The organism is Rhodococcus sp. 05-2254-2 (assembly GCF_002259095.1).
Lineage (GTDB): Bacteria > Actinomycetota > Actinomycetes > Mycobacteriales > Mycobacteriaceae > Rhodococcoides.
In genome coordinates, this window is the sequence record NZ_NOZJ01000009.1 from 486319 (window position 1) to 502639 (window position 16321).

The window sequence follows — 16321 nt, forward strand, 5'->3', positions numbered from 1 at the left end:
GCAGACTCGTCGGTATGCGATACCACCCGTGGCGACGAGCCAGAGACGACTACCCCGAGTGGGAGATCGACTACACCAAGACGCTCCCCGACGGCGTGGCCGCCAAGATCGTCGACGGCGTCATCTTCATCTGCGCATCCCTGACTCAGGCAGCGCGTAGATCGGCGCTCGGCCACGAGCTGGAGCACATCGACCGCGGCTCGGAGCATGACATCCCGGACTCGTGGTTTCGCCGCAAGGAAGAGCAGGCCGTCGACATTATCGCGGCCCGCAAACTCATCGAACTCGATGACCTCGTCGAAGCGCTCACGTGGACTCGTGGCCTGCCTGACCGCGAGTGCGCGTGGGAACTGTGGACCGATGTCCACACGCTCACGGTCAGGATCGCTCACCTCACGCCGGACGAGCGCCGCTATCTCAGTAACGAACTCGAACGGAGACAACTCTGATGTGGACCGACTGGACGAACCCAAAGACCGGCATCGTTGAGCAAGTGTGGGCCTGCCGCATGGGTCCGACACTGAACGAGGTCATGGACGAGAAGTGGGAGGCCGAGCTTCACGCGGCCGACCCTGAGGGAAACGAATGGGGAGCATGACACCACAACAGGAAGAGATCCTGAAGTTCGAAAAGCGTTGGTACACAGCGCCAGGAAACAAGGAAGCCGACATTCGTGACCAGCTCGACCTGTCGGCGGTGCGCTACTATCAGCTTCTCAACGCACTACTCGACGACCCGGACGCTCTCAAGGCCGACCCGGTCCTCGTGAAGCGACTGCGCCGCATCCGCGATAGTCGGGCGACACTACGAAGGGCCGGATAATGGCGTGGACCCGCCGACTGTCATCAGGGAAGTTCCAAGGGCTGTACCGCGACGCCTACGGCAAGGAAAGATCCGCTGGCACCTTCCCCCGCGAACGGCAAGCCCTGAGCAAGGCCGCCGCCGCCGAGGAAGATGCACGGATCAACCCCCGCTCCCCCGAAGCCCGCACCATTACCTGGGCGCAGTGGGAACCGCGGTGGCTCGCCCGACGATCCGTCGCCCCGCAGTCATTGAAGGCAGACATGTCGAAGATCGAACATCACGTTCGACCGAAGTGGGGTGACGTACCGCTCGCGGACATCACCCAGGGCGATATTCAGGAGTGGGTGAACGAGCTCCGTCGATCCGGTGGCGTCCGCACCACCAGCCGGTACGAGGCCGGGCGGCCGCTGTCGGCGTCGACGGTGACGAAGTGCTATCGACTCCTGTCGTCGTCGATGCGGGCCGCTGTGACAGCGAAGGTGCTCGACAAGTCCCCGTGCTTCGACGTCAAGATCTCGAAAGACGGGGTGTCACCGGAGCGGTATCTGACAGATGACGAGCAGGACGCGATCTGCGCCGAGCTCGACGGCCAGGACCTCGTACTCGTCCGGTTGGCGTTCGGCACTGGGCTCCGTCTCGGGGAGATCATTGGCCTGCACTGGGAGTCGATCGACCTCGACGGCAAGACCCTTCACGTGCGACACGCCTACGACCCTGAGGACAGGTCGATGAAGGCACCGAAGTCGTACGCGATGCGGGCAGTGCCCATACCCGACGAGGTAGTGGCGTTGCTCGAGGAACACCGCACCGACAGCACGCCAGCTCTGCAATGCCCGATCGTGCACAACGGATCCACGAAGTGCCGGACCGGTCTGGTGTTCACCCAGGCCGACGGGAAGCCGATCGACGGCCACAACTTCCGGCACCGCCGATGGGAGCGAGCCTGCCGCCGCGCAGCCGTACGGGACAGTCAGGGTCGCGACATTCCCGTGGGGCACGCGAGGGTCCACGACACTCGCCACACGTACGCCTCGACGCTTATTCGGGCCGGGATCCATCTCGCTCAGGTCTGCACGCTGATGGGTCACTCGTCGATCGTCGTCACGATGCGGTACTCGCATCTCGGGAACTCGCAGTGGGGTGCGGTGGCCGAGGCGCTGAATCGGCGTACAGCAGGTCGTACAGCAAAACCTGAGTTAAGGGTGGTGAAGCATTGGTAGGCACTGGCAGGCGCAAACCCTGCCTGACCTGCGAAAAGGTGCGGATTGTTTCGCAAAGTGAAGTAGTGTGAAACCCCTCGAACGGCCTTCTAATCCCTTGGTCGCAGGTTCGAATCCTGCCGGGGGCACCCTCTGACCAGCACAAACGTAAGTCGGTTCGGCTCACTGTGGTTGACTTCGCATAACGAAGGGTCACACGTGCATCAGCTCACTCTCGGAGTCCTCTCACGTTCGCGCAAGCCCGATGAGCGGCGACTACCGATTCACCCACTGCATTTCGATCGAATAGATGCCGATATTCGCGCCCGAATGTTCCTGGAATCCGGCTACGGCGAGCCGTTCGGAATTTCGAATGAGCACCTGGCCACCCAGGTGGCGGGCATTCGCACACGCGAGCAACTCGTCGCCGAGTGCGATGTGATCCTGTTGCCCAAGCCCCAGGCCGAGGATCTCGCATCCTTGCGCCCAGGGCAGACACTGTGGGGCTGGCCGCACTGCGTACAGGACGAAGAACTCACCCAGATCGCCGTCGACCGCAAGCTGACGCTGATCGCCTTCGAGGCGATGAATCACTGGACCCACGAGGGCTCGTTCAATCTGCATGTGTTCCACAAGAACAACGAGTTGGCCGGCTACTGCTCGGTGCTGCACGCACTGCAGTTGATCGGGTCGACCGGTGATTACGGTCGCCGGTTGCGGGCTGCGGTCATCGGTTTCGGTGCCACCGCTCGCGGTGCGGTCACTGCACTCAATGCCCATGGCATTCACGATGTGGACGTTCTCACCCAGCGCGGCGTCACTGCGGTGAGTTCGCCGATCCACTCGGCCAACATCGTCAACTTCGATCTCGACGACGCCGATCCACGCCAGAGTCGGGCCCTCACTCCCGACGGCCGCGTACCACTGTCGAGCTTCCTCGCCGACCACGACGTCATCGTCAATTGCGTTCTGCAGGATACCAATTCACCACTGACGTTCCTGACGAACCAGGACCTGCCGACTCTCGCGCCTGGCACCCTCGTGGTGGACGTCTCGTGCGACGAGGGCATGGGATTCGAGTGGGCCAAGCCCACGTCGTTCGCCGATCCCATGTTCACCGTGGGCGACAACGTGCGGTACTACGCCGTCGACCACAGCCCCTCCTACCTGTGGAACTCTGCCACCTGGGAAATCAGTGAATCGCTGCTGCCGTACCTTCGGATCGTGCTCGACGGACCCTCGGCGTGGAGTGCCGATTCCACCATCGAGCGTTCGATCGAGATCAGGAGCGGCATCATCGTGAACCCGAATATCCTTGCCTTCCAACATCGCAGTGCGGAGTACCCGCACACCGCAGCGTGAACGAAGCGCACGGCATGAGCATCACGTGGATCGAGGACGGTAGCGAGCGGACGTGCCGCTGGCAGTCGGAGAACGGCGCTCCCGCACCCCGCACGGTACGCATCGTCGACGATTCGACGACGGCAGACGTTGCGTACAAGCTGGCCACGATCGGCGAAGCTCTGTTGTGGCGCGGCGATTACAACAATGCTCGGCAGCTGCTGTCGGCGATGACCCGGCGGGTACCACCGGCCAAACAGTCCTCCGACGCGTCACCTGCGGAGCAGTTTCATCTGCATCGTCAACATCGAGCCAGACGTGCCCGCGTGCTGGGAATGCTTCTGGTGGAACTCGATTCGAGCTGTCGACTCGACCTGGGCCGGGCTCCGGACGTCCGTGCAGCCGTATCGGAGGCACTCGGCCCCGACGCCACGCCGTGCGTGCTGTCGCTGCGCGAGCTGCTTGGCATGGTCGGCGCACACGAATGGCGACGCAAGGGTGTCTTCGTGCCGGCGCTGGATGCCTCGATCCACCCACACTACGGCGTCTTCTCCCCCGTCCGCGGCGAGTACATCCAACTCGTCGCCGGCGCACCGCTGCCGGACACGGACCGAGCGTTCGACATCGGCACCGGCTCGGGCGTTCTGGCTGCAGTGCTCGCCCGCCGCGGCGTGACCTCGGTGGTCGCGACCGACAAGGATCCGCGGTCGATCGCGTGCGCACGAGCCAACATCGATGCTCTCGGATTTGCCGATCGGGTCGAGGTGGTGCAGGCCGACATCTTCCCGTCCGGGCGTGCGGGACTGATCGTGTGCAATCCGCCGTGGATTCCCACGAAACCCACGTCGGGCATCGAACATGCGGTGTACGACCCCGGGTCGCGAATGCTCAAGTCCTTCCTCAGCCGACTCCGCGGGCACCTGACGCCGAACGGTGAGGCCTGGCTGATCGTGTCCGACCTCGCCGAGCTGCTCGGATTGGTCACGCGCGCAGAACTTCTCACCGCCATCGACGCGGCAGGCCTGGCCGTCGTCGGCCGAACCGACACCACCCCGACGCATTCGCGCGTCACCGACAGCTCCGATGTGCTGCACGCGGCACGCTCACGCGAAACCACGTCACTGTGGCGGCTCCGCGCACGCTGACAGTGGACACACGACAGCGCCGCCCGAGCAATGCTCGGGCGGCGCTGGTGGATCCGGTACTTCTTACCGTTCGCGGGTCTCGAACTCGCCGTTGATCACGGTGCCCAGCGGCGCGTCACGCTCCGCCTTCTTCGCCGCCTCACGCATTTCGATTCCGTCGGTGATCAGATCACCGATTTCACGAGTGACGTCGCGGACGGCTCCGGCGATTATCACCACGATCCGGCCGACGTGAGTCGCGGCCGATTCGGTGAACTCCTGCACGGTGTCCTTGTTGCGCTCGAACTTTCCTACCAACAGGACCGCCCCCTTCGAAGTCGTCACGCTGCGCTGGTCTTCTTACGCTCGACGATAACACCGGCCGGAGCCGCCGATCCCGTGAGCGAGTTGGGCAGGGCGAGCTTGAAGATCTTGCCCCACACGGTGCCGATCTGGTGGAAGAAGCCACCGGTGTTGTACGGCAGGTCGTACTTCTCGCACAGGGCCTTGACCTCCGGCGCGATCTGCGGGTAGCGGTGCGCGGGCAGATCGGGGAACAGGTGGTGCTCGATCTGGTGCGAGAGGTTGCCCGACATGATGTGGAACAGCGGAGTTCCCTCGATGTTGGCCGATCCCAGCATCTGCCGCACGTACCATTCGCCGCGGCTCTCCTCGGCGGTCTCTTCCTTGCTGAAGGTCTGGACTCCGGTCGGGAAGTGGCCGCAGAAGATGATCGAGTAGGTCCACACGTTGCGGATGAGGTTGGCGGCGACGTTGCCGACCACGGTGGACGCGAAGAACGGCCCGGTCAGCGCGGGGAAGATCACGTAGTCCTTGAGCGCCTGCTTGCCCGCCTTGCGCCACATGCCCTGCAGCAGCGGCTTGACGTCGTGCCACTTGCGCTTGCCCGCGACGATGTTCTCCGTCTCGAGGTCGTGCAGCATGACGCCCCACTCGAAGAACGTCATCAGCAGGAATGCGTACACCGGGTTGCCGAGGTAGTACGGATTCCACTTCTGGTCCTGGTCCATCCGCAGGATGCCGTAACCGATGTCGCGGTCCATGCCGACGATGTTGGTGAACGTGTGGTGCATGTAGTTGTGCGAATGCTTCCACTGGTCTGCCGGACAGACGGTGTCCCACTCGAACACCTCGGAGTTGAGGCCGGGCTCACGCATCCAGTCGTACTGGCCGTGCATGACGTTGTGGCCGATCTCCATGTTGTCGAGAATCTTCGCCACTCCGAGGGCACCGACGCCTGCGAGCCATGCAGGCGGAAGGAAGGGCAGGTACATCAACGCGCGTCCGGCGACCTCGAGGCCGCGCTGCGCCTTGATGATCTTGTAGATGTATTCGCGGTCCTCGTCACCGAGCTTGGCGACGGTGCGGGCGCGCAGGTCGTCGAGTTCGCGGCCGAGCTCCTCCACCTGTTCGTAGGTCAGCACGGTCGGCTGGTCCGGCAGGGTCTCGTCACGGCGGAAGGGCAGGACGGTGGTGGGCAGGATCGAGAGAATCGTTCCGAGCATCTGATGATCTCCAATTCGATCGGGTCGAGATGGGTCTTGGGGTTGTCGCTGTTCGAGGTGGATCTAGATGTCGATGTCGACGTCGCCCACGGCGACGGACACGCACAGCTGGATCTTCTTGTCCGATTCGGTGTCGGTCTCACCGGTCTTGATGTTCTTGGTGCAGCCGGATTTCTTCACCGAGGTGCAGGTGAAGCAGATACCCATCCGGCAGCCGTTGGCAGGTGAGAGTCCCGCCGCCTCGGCCTGTTCGAGCAGCGTCTCGCCGTCGTTCTCCGAGGACACGTCGCTGCCGGAGAACGTGGTGGTGCCGGTGACGTCGTCGCTGACGGTGGCGAACGAGGGCGTGAACTCCTCGAGGTGCAGCCGCTCGCTGAGACCTGCGTCGTCGAAGTACGACGTCACGCTCTTCATCAGTCCGGGAGGTCCACACAGGAAGGTGTCGGCCTCGGCGAACCACGGGGCCACCGCATCGAGATGTTCCTGGCCGAAGAACCCGTGCAGGTCGCCGCCGGTCTTCTGCTCGGTGTACGCGAAGACGATGTTCACGTTCTCGTGCTGGGCGGCGATCTTCTCGAGGTCCTTCTTGTACGCGACGTCGTTTTCGGTGAACGCGTAGTGCAGGAAGGTCAGGTCGCTGCTGTACCCCTCGTCCAGCAGCGACCTGAGCATGGACAGCACCGGCGTGATACCGCTGCCACCGCTGATCAGCAACGTCTTTGCCGGGCGTGGTTGGGGAAGCTCGAACGTGCCGTCCGCCTGCGACAGGCTGACCACCAGGCCGACGTACGCGTTCTTGTGCAGGTACTGCGACACCAGACCCTCGGGATGCGCCTTGATCGTCAGTTCGATCCGGCCGTCCTTGCGGTACTGCGAGCACGCGGGCGAGTAGCAGCGGGTGTGGCGTACTCCGTCGATGACGACTCCGACCTGAACGAACTGGCCGGCCTTGAATCCCTTCCACTGACGCGTGGGACGGATGGTGAGCGTCAACGAGTCTTCGGTGGACCGGTGTATATCGGTCACTTCGCCGCGAAGGTCACGAACGGTCGTCATCGGGTCGACGAGTTCGAGGTAACGATCGAGCGCGTGGGGCGTGGCCATGGCCTCGAACAGGGAAAGAAGCGAGAACTTGCGCGAACCCGAGGCTCGCGACGGACGTTCTTGAAGCGTCATTCCATCCTCCCTTACCGGATCGAAACCTACGACCCATTCAGTGAACGATTGTGCACTAACATGAGTGTGACAGAGCGACACCGGTACCTGTCAACGTTTATGTGACCGCCGTTACAGAGCGAATCGACAGTTCTGTGGGTGCCGGGAAGCAACCGGAAGGGAGATCACAGAGTGCGCGCCCATAAACTGGACGTTGTGACAGAACCGGGGACCCGCGCCGAGCGCAAGGAGCGCACGCGGCAAGCACTGATCGAGGGCACCCTGGACCTGCTCCGCGAGCGTTCCTTCGCCAGCGTCAGCCTCCGTGAGGTCGCTCGATCCGCCGGCATCGTCCCCACCGCGTTCTATCGACACTTCGCCTCCATGGAGGACCTCGGCGTCGCTCTCGTCGAGGACAGCATGCGGATGCTGCGACAGATGCTGCGCGACGCCCGACGCAACCCCAGCACCAAGACGGCCACCGAGTCCTTCGGCATCCTGGTTCGCCAGGTTCGCTCCCACGAGGATCAATTCCGCTTTCTCAGTCGCGAACGGTACGGCGGCGTGACCGGAGTGCGCCGCGCCTTCGCCACCGAACTACGACTGTTCGTCAGCGAGCTGACCATCGACCTGTCCCGCATGCCCGGTCTGGAGCGGTGGGACGTCGCCGATCTGGAGATGACCGCAGACCTGCTCGTCTCGACGATGCTCACTGCGGTGGTCGGCCTGTTGGAAATCGACAGACCGGGTAGTCAGAACGAGAAGGATCTGATCGAGCGGACCGAGAAGCAGATCCGCATGATCATGCTCGGGATGAGCCGATGGGAACCACGACGGGCTTGACCGTTCGAGAACGAGACGGCCGCGAAGGGATGTTCATGACCGAGTTAAGTGTCGGCGAGTACGTGTTCGAGGTCGAGATGTCGGGACCACCGGACGGTGTTCCGGTGGTTGCGCTGCACGGCTTTCCGCAGACCAACGCGTCGTGGACCGCGGTGACGCCCGGCCTGGTCGGCGCAGGTTGTCGCGTGATCGCCCCGAACCAGCGGGGCTACTCCCCCGGTGCCCGTCCGGTCGGCGTCGAGCACTACCGCATCGAACATCTCACCGGCGACATTCTCGGATTGCTCGACACGCTCGAGCTGCCGTCGGCGCATCTGGTCGGACACGACTGGGGTGCGGTGGTCGCGTGGCATCTCGCAGCCGAACATCCGGATCGCGTCCGCACTCTCACAGCGGCGTCGGTCCCGCATTCGGCCGCGTTCAACTGGGCCATCCGCGAGGATCCGGATCAGCAGGAGCGGTCCACGTACTTCGGTCTGCTCCGAGAACCGGAGAAGGCCGAGCGAGTTCTGGTCGAGAACGACGCCCAGCGGCTGCGCGCGATGTTCGGTGCGGACAGCCTCGACGACGAATACGTTCGGCATCTCACCGTCCCCGGGGCGCTGACGGCCGCATCGAGCTGGTACGCCGCGATGACCAGGGAGTTCGCAAACCTTCCTGCGGTGACCGTGCCCACCACCTACGTCTGGAGCAACGGCGACACCGCCATCGGTCGAGCGGGAGCCGAGCGCTGCGGCGAATTCGTCGATGCGCCGTACCGATTCGTCGAATTGGACGGCATCTCGCACTGGATCCCGGAAGAAGCGCCCGAGAAACTGACGGCCGAGATCCTGGCCCGTATCGACTCCGCCTAGACCCGCTCGGGAGCCCGCACCTTCAGCAGCGCCAGCAGTCCGGCAGCGAGGACGATGATCAGCCCGGCGATACCCGCGCGGTCGGCGTCGAACATCCACACGAACAGACCGAACAGGGACGGTGCGAGGAACGAGGCGGCGCGTCCCGTCGTAGCGAACAGTCCGAAGAACTGACCTTCGCGTCCCGGTGGAGCCAGCCGGGCCAGGAAGGTGCGGGCGGACGACTGCGCCGGCCCGACGAACAGGCACAGGATCAGCCCGAAGATCCAGAACATCGTCGGTCCCGAGACGAACAGCAGAATCGTCCCGGCGGCGATCATGCAGGTGAGGGAGAAGACGATCACCTTCTTCGGGCCGATTCTGTCGTCGAAACGTCCGGCGACGACGGCTCCGAGTCCGGCGATGACGTTGGCGGCGACGCCGAACAGCAGGACGTCGCCCGCCCCGATGCCGTAGACACTGACGGCGAGTACGGCTCCGAAGGTGAAGACCCCCGCCAGCCCGTCCCGGAACAGTGCACTGGCTATCAGGTAGTAGACGGCGCGGCGGTCTGCACTCCACAGCTCACGGACATCACGGAACAGGACGCGGTACGAGGCCGCGAAGCCGACCTCTGCAGCCTTCGGATCGGCGACGGCGCGAGGTACCTCGGGAACGGCGAGCAGAACCGGGATGGCCGAGACGGCGAACCACACGGCAGCGAGCAGAGCGACGAGTCGGATGTTCAGTCCGCCGTCGGTGCTCAGCCCCAGAACTCCGCGGGTGTCGCCGTCGCCCGCAATGAAGCCGACGTAGCACAGGAGCAGCAGTACGATTCCGCCGAAATAGCCCATCGACCAACCGAACCCGGAGACTCGGCCGATGTTCGCCGGAGTGGAGACCTGCCGCAGCATCGAGTTGTACGGGATGCTGGCCAGCTCGAACATGATGGATCCGAGACCGAGCAGCAACAGGCCGAGCCACAGATAGTGGTAGTCGTCTCGGACGAAGAACAGGCCCGCCATGGCGACGACCGTCAGCGCGGTCAACACTCCCAGCAGCCACTTACGTTTGCCGCGCGCGTCGAAGTACTGCCCGCAGACCGGCGCGAGGAGTGCGATGACAACGCTGGACACGGCAATCGACCAGCTGAACCAGGTGGTGGCCGAGATGGAACCGGGCAGATCGTCGCCGACGGCGTCGGTGAGATACACCGAGAACACGAACGTGAGAATCACGGCGTTGAACGCGGCCGAGCCCCAGTCCCAGAACCCCCAGGCGGTGACCTGCTTACGCGTTGTGGCGACTCCGACGACAGCGGCCTCCGGCTGGGTTCCCATGGTTGCCAACACTAGACCGCGGCATCCGAATTCATCAGTGCACCTAGTTGCATAGTCACCGTGTTGCATACATACTCTCGGGTGTGGCTTTGGAACACGCGATTCTGGTTTCCCTCACCGAGCTCAGCGGCTCGGGGTACGAGCTCGCCCGCCGCTTCGACAAGTCGATCGGATTCTTCTGGAGCGCAACGCATCAGCAGATCTACCGGACGCTGACGCGGATGGACGGGGCTGGATGGATCACCGGAGAGGCAGTCGCGCAGGACGGCCGGCCGGACAAGAAGGTCTACTCCGTCAGCGCTGCGGGTCGCGCGGAGCTCGATCGCTGGATCGCCGCTCCGACCGATCCTTCGCAGCTACGCGAGGAACTCGCCGTCAAGATCCGCGGGGCTGCCAACGGTGACATCGCTGCTCTCAAGATCGAAGTCGCCCGCCATCGCGATGTTCATGCCACCCGCCTCGACGTCTACCGACTGATCGAGAAGCAGGACTTTCCGGCCCCCGCTGCCCTCACCGGCACCGCGTTGCATCAATACCTGGTGCTGCGCGGCGGAATTCGCGTCGAAGAAGGATTCACCGAGTGGTGCACCGAGGTATTGGAGAAGCTGTGAAGACCGAGCAGACTGCTGGCCCGTATCCGATTCTGTTGTCTCCGTTGGATGTCGGCGCAACCACGCTGAAGAACCGCGTGATCATGGGATCGATTCACACCGGCCTCGAAGATCGCGCCCGCGACACCGGCCGCCTGGCGGCCTATTTCGCCGAGCGTGCCCGCGGCGGAGTCGCGCTGATCATCACCGGGGGCTATGCGCCCAATCGCACCGGTTGGCTGTTGCCGTTCGGAGCCAAGCTGACCAATCGCATCGAAGCCCGTCGGCATCGCCGGATCACTGCTGCCGTCCATGACGAAGGCGGCAAGATCGCCTTGCAGATCCTGCATGCCGGGCGCTATTCCTACCAGCCGCTGAGCGTGTCGGCGTCGTCGATCAAGGCTCCCATCAATCCTTTTCGGCCGCGGCGACTGACATCGAGGGGCGTCCGCTGGCAGATCCGCAACTACGTACGCTGCGCCCGGCTCGCACAGAGCGCCGGCTACGACGGCGTCGAGATCATGGGCGGAGAGGGTTACTTCATCAACCAGTTCCTCTCCGAGCGCACCAACAAGCGACGCGACGAGTGGGGCGGTTCGGCGAAGAACCGTCGGCGGATGGCCGTGGAGATCGTGCGGCAGACGCGGGCAGCCGTCGGCCCCGACTTCATCGTCGTGTTCCGGCTGTCGATGGCGGATCTGGTCGAACAAGGCCAGAGCTGGAACGACATCGTCGCGCTGGCCGAGGACGTCGAAGCTGCGGGTGCAAACATCATCAACACCGACATCGGCTGGCACGAGTCGCGGGTGCCGACCATCGTCACCTCGGTTCCGCGCGCCGCATTCGCGGACATCACCGGCAAGCTCGAAAAACACGTGTCCATCCCGGTCGCCGCGTCCAATCGCATCAACATGCCCGAGATCGCCGAGAACATTCTGGCTCGCGGCGATGCGCAGCTGATCGCGATGGCCAGGCCGATGCTGGCCGATCCGTTCTGGGTCGAGAAAGCCGCCACCGACTCCGCCGACCGGATCAACACGTGCATCGCCTGCAACCAGGCCTGCCTGGACCACGCCTTCGTCCACAAGAAGGTCTCGTGCCTGGTCAACCCGCGTGCCGGACGCGAGATCGACCTGCAACTGCTGCCGACGAAGAAGACCAAGAAGGTGGCGGTCGTCGGAGCCGGGCCCGCAGGCCTGGCCGCCGCGCTCAATCTCGCGCAACGCGGACACGCCGTCAGCCTCTTCGAGGCCAGAGACGAGATCGGCGGACAGTTCGGAATCGCACGACTCATCCCAGGCAAGGAGGAGTTCGCCGAAACGATCCGGTACTTCTCCAGTGCACTTCGCAGCGCAGACGTCGCCGTTCACCTCGACACCCGAGTCACCGCGGCCGAACTCGTCGCAGGCGAGTTCGACGAGGTGGTGCTCGCCACCGGCGTCACCCCCCGGATTCCCCGCATCCCCGGCATCGAGCACCCCTCGGTGCTGTCGTACGCAGAACTGGTGCGCGACGGCAAGCCCGTCGGCGATCGGGTCGCGGTCATCGGTGCAGGCGGTATCGGCATCGACATCTCCGAGTTCCTCACCACCGACGCCTCCCCCACCTTGGATCTGAAGGAATGGAAGCAGGAGTGGGGCGTCACCGAGCCCGAGGCCGCGCCGGGGGCGTTGACTACTCCGGTACCCGCACCGTCTCCGCGTGAGGTGTATCTGCTGCAACGCAAGCCGGGACGCATCGGCGCCGGGCTGGCGAAGACGACCGGCTGGGTTCATCGAGCTGCATTGAAAGCCAAAGGCGTGCAACAGCTTTCCGGTGTCAACTACGAGAAGATCGACGACGCGGGCCTGCACATCTCCTTCGGTGACAAGCACGAGCGTCCGCGCGTTCTCGAGGTGGACACCATCGTTGTCTGCGCCGGTCAGGAATCGGTTCGCGACTTGGTCGACGAGCTGAAGGCCGCGGGCACCACGACGCACATCATCGGCGGTGCGGACGTCGCTGCGGAGCTCGACGCCAAGCGGGCCATCGAGCAAGGCACCCGGCTCGCGGCCACGATCTGATCTGTCCGCTAGCCTGTCTCACCGTGAGCCTGCCCAAGCCCAGCCCAGATGCCCGCGCCGTCGTCACCGGAGCCTCTTCCGGAATCGGTGAAGCCCTGGCCACCGAACTCGCCGCCCGTGGTCATTCACTGATCGTGGTGGCTCGACGCGGCGAGTTGCTCGAGGCGTTGGCCGCAAAGCTCACGGCCGAGTACGGCGTCACCGTCGAGGTGCGTCAGTCGGATCTGTCGAACCGTGAGCAGCGACAGGAACTGGTGACCGAGCTGTCCGAGCGCGAGATCTCGATCCTGTGCAACAACGCAGGGATCGCAACGTTCGGGCCGTTGTCCGGTCTGGATCCCGCGTACGAGCGCGACCAGGTCGAGCTCAATGCCGTTGCGGTGCACGACCTCACACTGGCGGTCATGCCCGGCATGATCGGTCGTGGAGCGGGCGGCATCCTGATCACCGGTTCGGCGGCAGGCAACATGGCCATCCCCAACAACGCGACGTACGCCGCGACCAAGGCCTTCGTGAACACGTTCTCGGAATCGCTGCGCGGTGAGCTCGCGGGTACCGGAGTCAACGTCACCCTCCTCGCTCCCGGCCCGGTCCGCACCGAGACACCGGACCCGGCCGAGGCTTCGATCGTCGACAAGATGGTTCCCGATTTCCTGTGGATCGACAGCGCCTACACCGCGAAGGTGTCTCTTGAGGGCCTCGAGAAGAACAAAATGCGCGTCGTACCGGGTCTGCTGAGCAAGGGCATGTCGGCGGCCGGCCAGTACAGCCCGCGCAGCATCTCCGCACCGATCATCGGCAGCTTCTACAAGAAGCTCGGCAACTGATACCCGAATTTCGGTCGTTCCGCGGGCTCCACTCCCGACTGAGCAAGCTCAGCGTCGACGGCGACGTCCGGTTCCGAAGATGCTGCGCGAGATCTCCCGCCCGGCGGCCGAGGCGGCCGATCGAAGGAAGCTCTTGACGGCAGGGTTGCCCATGATCCGCTCTGCGGCCGACGGCCCATCCGGCTCGCTCGGCGGTAGATCCGGCAGATCCGCAGGCAGGGGCGGGATGTCGAACTTCTCGGCCGGGGCCGGTACGTTCGCCACCCGCGCGTTCATCCGCTCGTAGGCCGACTCGCGATCGATCGTTTCTCGGTATTTCGAGGACAGGGTGCTCGACGATGCGGCCGCCCCGATGGCGTCGTTGCCGATGGTGTCCATCAGGGAGCGGGGCGGCCGAATCTTGGTCCACGCCACGGGAGTCGGTGCACCCTCTTCCGAGAGCACAGTCACGATCGCTTCGCCGGTACCCAACGAGGTCAGCGCCTTTTCCAGGTCGTAGGCGTCGGTCTTGGGGTACGTGCGGACCGTCTTGTTCAAGGCCTTCTGATCGTCGGGCGTGAAGGCGCGCAGGGCGTGCTGAATCCGCGCCCCCAATTGCGAGAGAACATCGTTGGGGACGTCGGTGGGCAGCTGCGTGCAGAAGAAGACACCGACACCCTTGGAGCGGATGAGCTTGACGGTCTGCTCCACCTGCTGCAGAAACGGCTTCGAGGCGTCGGCGAACAGCAGGTGTGCCTCGTCGAAGATGAAGACCAGCTTGGGCTTGTCCACGTCACCCACCTCGGGCAGCGTCTGGAACAGATCGGCCAGCACCCACATCAGGAACGTGGAGAACATCACCGGCCGCGAAGCCTGCGCCCCGAGCTCGAACAAGGTGATCACGCCTCTGCCGTCCGGCCCGACGCGCAGCAGGTCCTCGGTCTCGAGCTCGGGCTCGCCGAAGAAGGTGTCGCCGCCGTCCGCTTCGAGGTTGACCAACGCGCGCAGAATCACGCCTGCGGTGGCCGAGGAGACGCCGCCGATGCCCTTCAGGTCGGCTTTGCCCTCGTCGCTGGTCAGGTGCATGATCACCGACCGCAGGTCTTTGAGATCGAGCAGGGCGAGCCCCTGCGAATCGGCCCAGTGGAAGATCAAGCCGAGAGTGGATTCCTGAGTGTTGTTCAGCCCCAACACCTTGCTGAGCAGAATCGGGCCGAACGCAGTGATGGTGGCGCGCACCGGGACGCCGACTCCGTCGGTGCCCAGGGAGAGAAACTCGACCGGATGGCCGGAGGGAGCCCAGTCCGGAATACCGGTGTCCGCTGCTCGGCTGCGGATCTTTTCGTTGCCTGCTCCCGGCTGCGACAGGCCGGACAAGTCACCTTTGACGTCGGCCATGACCACGGGAACGCCTGCGGCGCAGAGCTGTTCGGCAATGCCCTGCAGCGTCTTCGTCTTTCCGGTTCCGGTGGCCCCGGCCACGAGGCCATGTCTGTTCAATGTGGCCAACGGAATTCGGATACGAGCGGACGGATCGGTGACGCCGTCGAGCACCACGGTTCCCAATTCCAACGCGGCCCCCTCCGACGCGTATCCGGCGGCGATCTCGGCGGCCTTGCCCGTCGATGCCTGCGGCTGCCCCTGTTCCGCGGCCAACGCTTCGGCTTCGGCGGCGTCCGCTGCGGCCAGAGCTTCGGCGGCGACCCGTGCCGCTTCGACGGCGGCGGCCTTGGCAGCCTTCGCCTTCTCTGCCGGGCTGAGCGTGGGTGCCGGCTGCGTCGGGTCGACTGTCATGTCCGCGTCCTCCATGAACGTGTGCTGATGCTGAACTGGCTCGATCGCCACCGCAAACCCTAGTGGCACAGCGGCTCGCACTAGTGTGGTGCGAGTGCAGGACAAACTTGTGTGGATCGATTGTGAAATGACCGGCTTGGACCTGAGCAAGGACAAGCTGATCGAAATTGCGGCGCTGGTGACCGACAGCGAGCTCAACATCCTCGGGGAGGGTGTCGACATCGTCATCCATGCCGACGACGACGCGTTGGCGAACATGCCTGCCGTCGTCACCGACATGCATGCCAAATCGGGCTTGACCGACGAGGTGCGCGCGTCGACGGTGACGCTGGAGGAAGCCGAGCAGCGCGTCCTGGCGTACATCAAGGAGCATGTCCCGGTAGCCGGAACGGTTCCCCTCGCGGGAAACTCCATCGGCACCGATCGCGGCTTCATCTCTCGCGACATGACCGCGCTCGACACCTACCTCCACTACCGCATGATCGACGTCAGCTCGATCAAGGAACTCGCCCGCCGCTGGTACCCGCGTATCTACTACGGACAGCCGCCCAAGGGCCTTGCGCACCGCGCTCTCGCGGACATCAAGGAGTCGATCAAGGAGCTGCAGTACTACCGCCGGACTGCCTTCGTAGCGCAGCCGGGGCCCTCCACCAGCGATATTGCAGCTGTCGTTCACGATCTCGACACGCAGTCAGGGGCGGATTAGCAACCCGGGATTCAACCCGCTAGTATTGTCGACGCTGCTGATGGAGAGCCCGAAAAGGTTCTGCGGATGCGTGCAATGGTGGGCGTAGTTCAGCTGGTAGAGCACCAGGTTGTGATCCTGGATGTCGCGGGTTCGAGTCCCGTCGCTCACCCCATACGAACAAGGCCGGTCTCCTCGTGAGGCCGGCCTTTTTCGTG

General features: G+C 64.3%; 16 protein-coding genes and 1 tRNA gene. 12 read left to right on the top strand and 5 right to left on the bottom strand.

The annotated features are described in order from the left end of the window. Positions 1 to 14 precede the first annotated feature (14 nt). The 5 genes from CH283_RS17135 to CH283_RS17155 all read left to right on the top strand — a co-directional run bounded on the left by CH283_RS17135 (position 15) and on the right by CH283_RS17155 (position 4489). Complete coding sequence (locus tag CH283_RS17135; RefSeq protein WP_255183241.1) at positions 15 to 449, top strand: hypothetical protein; 435 nt, start codon at positions 15 to 17, stop codon at positions 447 to 449. A gap of 145 nt (positions 450 to 594) precedes the next feature. Then, positions 595 to 822, top strand: a complete 228-nt coding sequence (locus tag CH283_RS17140; protein WP_094640345.1) for a DUF3263 domain-containing protein — start codon at positions 595 to 597, stop codon at positions 820 to 822. Continuing rightward, a complete protein-coding gene (locus tag CH283_RS17145; RefSeq protein WP_094640346.1) occupies positions 822 to 2024 on the top strand; it encodes a tyrosine-type recombinase/integrase in 1203 nt (400 codons plus the stop codon). The genes CH283_RS17140 and CH283_RS17145 overlap by 1 nt, the downstream gene beginning before the upstream one ends. Positions 2025 to 2222: 198 nt before the next feature. Next, complete coding sequence (locus CH283_RS17150) at positions 2223 to 3365, top strand: N(5)-(carboxyethyl)ornithine synthase (protein WP_068050027.1); 1143 nt, start codon at positions 2223 to 2225, stop codon at positions 3363 to 3365. Between the two features lie 14 nt (positions 3366 to 3379). Further along, positions 3380 to 4489 (top strand): methyltransferase, encoded by a 1110-nt coding sequence (locus CH283_RS17155; RefSeq protein WP_094640436.1) that lies wholly within the window; start codon positions 3380 to 3382, stop codon positions 4487 to 4489. A gap of 63 nt (positions 4490 to 4552) precedes the next feature. Here the strand turns inward: CH283_RS17155 and CH283_RS17160 are convergent, their stop codons facing one another. The 3 genes from CH283_RS17160 to CH283_RS17170 form a co-directional block, all read right to left on the bottom strand. Continuing rightward, positions 4553 to 4786, bottom strand: coding sequence for a hypothetical protein (locus tag CH283_RS17160; RefSeq protein ID WP_032394788.1), 234 nt, complete (start codon positions 4784 to 4786; stop codon positions 4553 to 4555). Positions 4787 to 4809: 23 nt separating this feature from the next. Continuing rightward, entirely contained in the window at positions 4810 to 5994 is a 1185-nt protein-coding gene (locus CH283_RS17165; RefSeq protein ID WP_068050025.1) for a fatty acid desaturase family protein, read from the bottom strand. Between the two features lie 63 nt (positions 5995 to 6057). Further along, positions 6058 to 7170: a ferredoxin reductase gene (locus CH283_RS17170; RefSeq protein WP_094640347.1), complete on the bottom strand. Its 1113-nt coding sequence runs from the start codon at positions 7168 to 7170 to the stop codon at positions 6058 to 6060. Positions 7171 to 7365: 195 nt separating this feature from the next. Between CH283_RS17170 and CH283_RS17175 the strand changes: the two genes are divergently transcribed. Both CH283_RS17175 and CH283_RS17180 read left to right on the top strand, forming a co-directional pair. Continuing rightward, positions 7366 to 7992 (top strand): TetR family transcriptional regulator, encoded by a 627-nt coding sequence (locus tag CH283_RS17175; RefSeq protein ID WP_068050021.1) that lies wholly within the window; start codon positions 7366 to 7368, stop codon positions 7990 to 7992. Positions 7993 to 8021: 29 nt separating this feature from the next. Next, positions 8022 to 8846 carry an alpha/beta fold hydrolase gene (locus CH283_RS17180; RefSeq protein ID WP_094640348.1) on the top strand — a complete coding sequence of 275 codons (825 nt, stop codon included), beginning with the start codon at positions 8022 to 8024 and terminating at the stop codon, positions 8844 to 8846. Here CH283_RS17180 and CH283_RS17185 read toward each other — a convergent pair. Then, positions 8843 to 10165: an MFS transporter gene (locus CH283_RS17185; protein WP_094640349.1), complete on the bottom strand. Its 1323-nt coding sequence runs from the start codon at positions 10163 to 10165 to the stop codon at positions 8843 to 8845. The two genes, CH283_RS17180 and CH283_RS17185, sit on opposite strands and share 4 nt — an antisense overlap. 83 nt (positions 10166 to 10248) lie before the next feature. Between CH283_RS17185 and CH283_RS17190 the strand changes: the two genes are divergently transcribed. Genes CH283_RS17190 through cmrA form a run of 3 tightly spaced genes read left to right on the top strand, consistent with a single transcriptional unit; the run spans position 10249 to position 13645 of the window. Further along, positions 10249 to 10776 carry a PadR family transcriptional regulator gene (locus CH283_RS17190; protein WP_094640350.1) on the top strand — a complete coding sequence of 176 codons (528 nt, stop codon included), beginning with the start codon at positions 10249 to 10251 and terminating at the stop codon, positions 10774 to 10776. After that, on the top strand, positions 10773 to 12818 hold the full coding sequence (locus tag CH283_RS17195) for an NADPH-dependent 2,4-dienoyl-CoA reductase (RefSeq protein ID WP_094640351.1): 2046 nt from the start codon (positions 10773 to 10775) through the stop codon (positions 12816 to 12818). The genes CH283_RS17190 and CH283_RS17195 overlap by 4 nt, the downstream gene beginning before the upstream one ends. 23 nt (positions 12819 to 12841) lie before the next feature. Beyond that, complete coding sequence (cmrA, locus tag CH283_RS17200) at positions 12842 to 13645, top strand: mycolate reductase (protein WP_068050011.1); 804 nt, start codon at positions 12842 to 12844, stop codon at positions 13643 to 13645. Between the two features lie 48 nt (positions 13646 to 13693). Here cmrA and CH283_RS17205 read toward each other — a convergent pair whose 3' ends face one another. Then, positions 13694 to 15418 (bottom strand): helicase HerA-like domain-containing protein, encoded by a 1725-nt coding sequence (locus tag CH283_RS17205; RefSeq protein ID WP_094640437.1) that lies wholly within the window; start codon positions 15416 to 15418, stop codon positions 13694 to 13696. Between the two features lie 94 nt (positions 15419 to 15512). Here CH283_RS17205 and orn point away from each other — a divergent pair, with 94 nt between their 5' ends. Both orn and CH283_RS17215 read left to right on the top strand, forming a co-directional pair. After that, positions 15513 to 16124 carry an oligoribonuclease gene (orn, locus tag CH283_RS17210; RefSeq protein WP_082898768.1) on the top strand — a complete coding sequence of 204 codons (612 nt, stop codon included), beginning with the start codon at positions 15513 to 15515 and terminating at the stop codon, positions 16122 to 16124. A gap of 78 nt (positions 16125 to 16202) precedes the next feature. Beyond that, a tRNA-His gene (locus CH283_RS17215) sits at positions 16203 to 16278 on the top strand. Positions 16279 to 16321: the final 43 nt, after the last annotated feature.